The 4,049-nt window shown below is 69.1% G+C and carries 4 protein-coding genes; 2 read left to right on the top strand and 2 right to left on the bottom strand.

All coding sequences use genetic code 11. The annotated features are described in order from the left end of the window. On the bottom strand, positions 1-1,083 hold a 1,083-nt coding region (locus tag HUU96_RS12605), incomplete at its 3' end, for a RecQ family ATP-dependent DNA helicase (RefSeq protein WP_254605215.1). 206 nt (positions 1,084-1,289) lie between these two features. On the opposite strand from HUU96_RS12605, the gene HUU96_RS12600 reads away from it, so the two are divergent. Continuing rightward, positions 1,290-1,721, top strand: coding sequence for a hypothetical protein (locus HUU96_RS12600; RefSeq protein ID WP_174293115.1), 432 nt, complete (start codon positions 1,290-1,292; stop codon positions 1,719-1,721). Here the strand turns inward: HUU96_RS12600 and HUU96_RS12595 are convergent, their stop codons facing one another. Next, the gene (locus HUU96_RS12595) at positions 1,722-3,548 is read right to left on the bottom strand and encodes an ABCB family ABC transporter ATP-binding protein/permease (RefSeq protein WP_174293114.1); all 1,827 of its coding nucleotides are present in this window, start codon (positions 3,546-3,548) and stop codon (positions 1,722-1,724) included. It lies immediately after the preceding gene. Positions 3,549-3,660: 112 nt separating this feature from the next. Here HUU96_RS12595 and HUU96_RS12590 point away from each other — a divergent pair, with 112 nt between their 5' ends. Beyond that, positions 3,661-3,894 (top strand): hypothetical protein, encoded by a 234-nt coding sequence (locus HUU96_RS12590; protein WP_174293113.1) that lies wholly within the window; start codon positions 3,661-3,663, stop codon positions 3,892-3,894. The last annotated feature ends 155 nt before the right edge of the window (positions 3,895-4,049 follow it).

Genomic DNA, 4,049 nt, shown 5'->3' with positions numbered 1-4,049 from the left:
CGCGCCTAGCGCGGCGAGGCGCGTGCGCTCGCCGGCGACGCGCTCGTCATCGACCTCGCCGAGCCGCTGGCGCGCACGGGCGAAATCGTCGGCCCCCCAGAACAGATGCGCCACCGACGGGTCGCCGTCGCGGCCGGCGCGGCCGGTCTCCTGGTAATAGGCCTCGATCGACTTGGGCAGGCCAGCATGGGCGACGAAGCGCACGTCGGGCTTGTCGATGCCCATGCCGAACGCGACGGTGGCGCAGATCACCATGTCCTCGGACGCGACGAACGCCGCCTGGTTGCGCGCGCGTACCGCGGGGTCGAGCCCGGCGTGATAGGCGCGGGTCGGCCGGCCGGTCGCGGCCAGCTGCTCGGCGAGCCGCTCGGTGGCGGCGCGGGTCTGGGCATAGACGATGCCGGGGCCGGGCGTGCGGCGGATCAGGTCGGCGATCTGGCGCGCGGTGTTGTCGCGCGGGCTGATCAGGTAGCGGATATTGGGCCGGTCGAACCCCGAGACGATCTCCCCCGCCTTGGGGATGCCGAGCTGCGCCAGGATGTCGGCGCGGGTATGGGCATCGGCGGTCGCGGTCAGCGCGAGCCGCGGCACGTCCGGGAACGCGTCCATCAACGGCGCGAGCAGGCGATAGTCGGGCCGGAAGTCGTGGCCCCATTCGCTGACGCAATGCGCCTCGTCGATCGCGAACAGGCTGAGCTTGGCCGTGGCAAGAAGCTCCCGGAAACTCTGGTTGGAGGCGCGCTCGGGCGCGACGTAGAGCAGGTCCAGCACCCCCGCCTTGAACCGCGCGATCGTCTCGGCGCGGTTCTCGTCCACCGAGGTCAGCGTCGCCGCCCTGATCCCCACCGCCTCCGCGGCGCGCAACTGGTCGTGCATCAGCGCGATCAGCGGGCTGACGACGACGCAGGTCCCCGTCATCATCGTCGCCGGCAGCTGATAGCAGAGCGACTTGCCCGCCCCGGTCGGCATCACCGCCAGCGTCCGCTCGCCCGCGAGCACCCGGTCGACCACCTGGCGTTGCACGCCGCGAAAATCGCGAAAGCCGAAGACACGTTGGAGGTCGGGAAGCGGGTCCGGGATCACGCCTCCGGCCCTAGCGGCCCGGCAAACGCCGGTCGAGCCGCGTTCGAGGCAGGTGAGCTTCGCACCGCGTTTGCAGGCTGTCGGTCGGGCGATCCGTGCCTGCCGATTTGTTTGATCCGTTTCCACGGAACGGGAACAACAACATTGATCAATGGTTTTTGTTGTATAAACTGGCCGTTAGAGCCTAAAAACCGGAGGAGATTGCGATGAGCCAAGCCACAGCGGTGAGCGGTGGGGAGCAGGTCGTCAGTGCGGCGCAAGCGATGCACGCGGGGACGGGCCTGGACCAGAACGTCATCATCGTCGGCAAGGCGCTGTCCGTCATACGACGCGAACGAAATTACTATCTCGACGATCACATCAGCGGCGACGGTGCGTTTTCCATCGTGCTGGCGATGTTCCTCGACACGGTCGAAGGCAGGACGACATCCATCGACCGTGTGGTCGAGGCGGCCGATGTGCCGCTATCCACCGCGATCTACATTCTCGGCGTGCTGATCGAATCGCTCGATGTCGAGCGATGCGGCAGCGCCGGCAACGAGCGCTACATGCTGACGGTCAAGGCCGAGCAGGCGATCCGCAACTATCTGGCCGGTAACGTCGAGATGTTCCGTCGCGCCGCGCAGGTCCTCTGCTGATCATTCCGCCGCCAGCGCCGTCTCGTCCGCCTCGCGCTCGGCCTGCTGGCGCTCCCACATCTCCGCGTACAAGCCGGCCTGGCGCAACAGGGCGGCGTGGCTGCCGCGCTCGACGATGCGGCCATTGTCGAGGACGACGATCTGGTCGGCATCGACGATCGTCGACAGCCGGTGAGCGATGGTGATGGTGGTGCGGCCGCGCTCGACGCCCTCCAGCGTCTCCAGGATCTCGCCCTCGGTGCGGCTGTCGAGCGCGCTGGTCGCCTCGTCGAGGATCAGCAGCGGCGGGTTCTTGAGCAGGGTGCGCGCGATCGCGACCCGCTGCTTCTCGCCGCCCGACAGCTTCAGGCCGCGCTCGCCGACGCGCGTGGCATAGCCGTCGGACTGGCGCTCGATGAAGCCGGCAATCGCCGCGCCGCGTGCCGCCGCCTCGACCTCGGCCGGCCCCGCGCCCTCGCGGCCATAGGCGATGTTGTAGCCGATCGTGTCGTTGAACAGCACGGTGTCCTGCGGCACGATACCGATCGCGGCGCGCAGGGATGCCTGGGTGACGCCGGCGATGTCCTGCCCGTCGATCGTGATCCGGCCGGCGTCAAGGTCGTAGAAACGGTAGAGCAGCCGCGCCAGCGTCGACTTGCCCGCCCCCGACGGCCCGACGACGGCCAGCGTCGAGCCGGCCGGCACGTCGAGATCGACGCCCTTCAGGATGTCGCGGCCACGGTCATAGCCGAAGCGGACGCCCTCGAAGCGGACATGGCCGCGCGTCACCGCGATGGGCGGCGCGCCGGGCGCGTCGACGATCGTCGCCGGCGTGTCGACTAGGTCGAACATCGCGCCCATATCGATCACCCCCTGGCGAATGGTGCGATAGACCATGCCGAGCAGGTCGAGCGGGCGGAACAACTGGCTGAGCAGGGTCGAGACGAACACCAGATTGCCGGCGCTGAACCGCCCCTGGCTCCAGCCCCAGGCGACATAGGCCATGCCGCCGCCCAGCATCAGGTTGGTGATCGCCGCCTGGCCGACGTTGAGCCACGCCAGGCTGTTCTCGCTCACCGTCGCGGCGCGCGCATAGGCGGTGATCGCCGCGTCGTAGCGCCTGGCCTCGCGCTCCTCCGCGCCGAAATACTTCACCGTCTCGAAGTTGAGCAGCGAGTCGACCGCATGGGCGACCGCGCCGGTGTCGAGGTCGTTCATCCGCGTCCGCAGCGCCGAGCGCCAGTCGGTGACCGTCCGCGTAAACCAGATGTAGAGCGCCACCAGTGCCACCGTCGCCGCCACCAGCGGCCAGCCGAACTTGACCCAGAACAGCTGCAGCACCAGCACCAGCTCCAGCACCGTCGGCGCGATGTTGAACAGCAGGAAGTACAGCATCGTGTCGATGCTCTTGGTGCCGCGCTCGACCACCTTGGTCACCGCGCCGGTACGCCGCGACAGATGGAAGTCGAGGCTGAGCGAGTGGAGATGACGGAACACCTGCGCCGACAGCCGCCGGGTCGCGTCCTGGCCGACCCGCTCGAACACCGCGTTGCGCAGGTTGTCGAACAGGGTCGTCCCGAACCGCGCGGCGGCATAGCCGATCACCAGCAGCACCACGAGCGTCGCCGCCGACCGGCTGCCCGGTGCCATGCCGTCCACCGCCGCTTGCAGCGCGAAGGGCGCGCCATAGACCTGCACGATCTTCGACGCGACCACCAGCAGCATCGCCCCGACGATGCGCAGCTTCAGCCCGGCCTCCCCGCGCGGCCAGAGATAGGGCAGGAAGCGGCGCAGCGTCGGCAGCAGCGGCCGATCGGCGCGGGTAACGGTGGGATCAAGGGGTGGCATCGCCCTCCCATGTCGGCGTTCCGCGCCTGCGCTTCAATGCTTCGTTCATCGCTGGCCCCGCAGGGAACGATTGCGCCGAGCCGAGGGTTGGGCGCGATGAGTGGAGGCGATCATGCAATCGGTGTTCTATGTGATGGCGATCCTGGGCTGCGGCGACGGCAACACCGACTGCACGCCCGCGCGCTTCGATCAGGCGCGCTTCGCCACCATGGCCGAGTGCCGCGCGCAGCTGCCGGCCGGCCTCGCGCGCAACAGCGACCTGTCCTATCCGGTGATCGCCGCCGACTGCCGCCGCAACTCGCCGGTGACGATGGCCAAAGCCGGCAACAGCACCGCCAAGGGCTGAAGCGTCAGCCTGGTCGCTGCCATGCGGGCCGCGGCGTCACTGCGATGCGACGACGACGCAGCGCCTGCCACCACGCCCGCGCGATGAACCCGAGCTTGGCGCTGCGAGAGGTCGATACCCGCCGGTCCCACGCCCGCTCACCCCGCCGCGCCACC

It is taken from the genome of Sphingomonas bacterium (assembly GCF_903644135.1).
Lineage (GTDB): Bacteria > Pseudomonadota > Alphaproteobacteria > Sphingomonadales > Sphingomonadaceae > Sphingomonas.
This window is presented reverse-complemented; position numbering and strand designations above follow the sequence as displayed.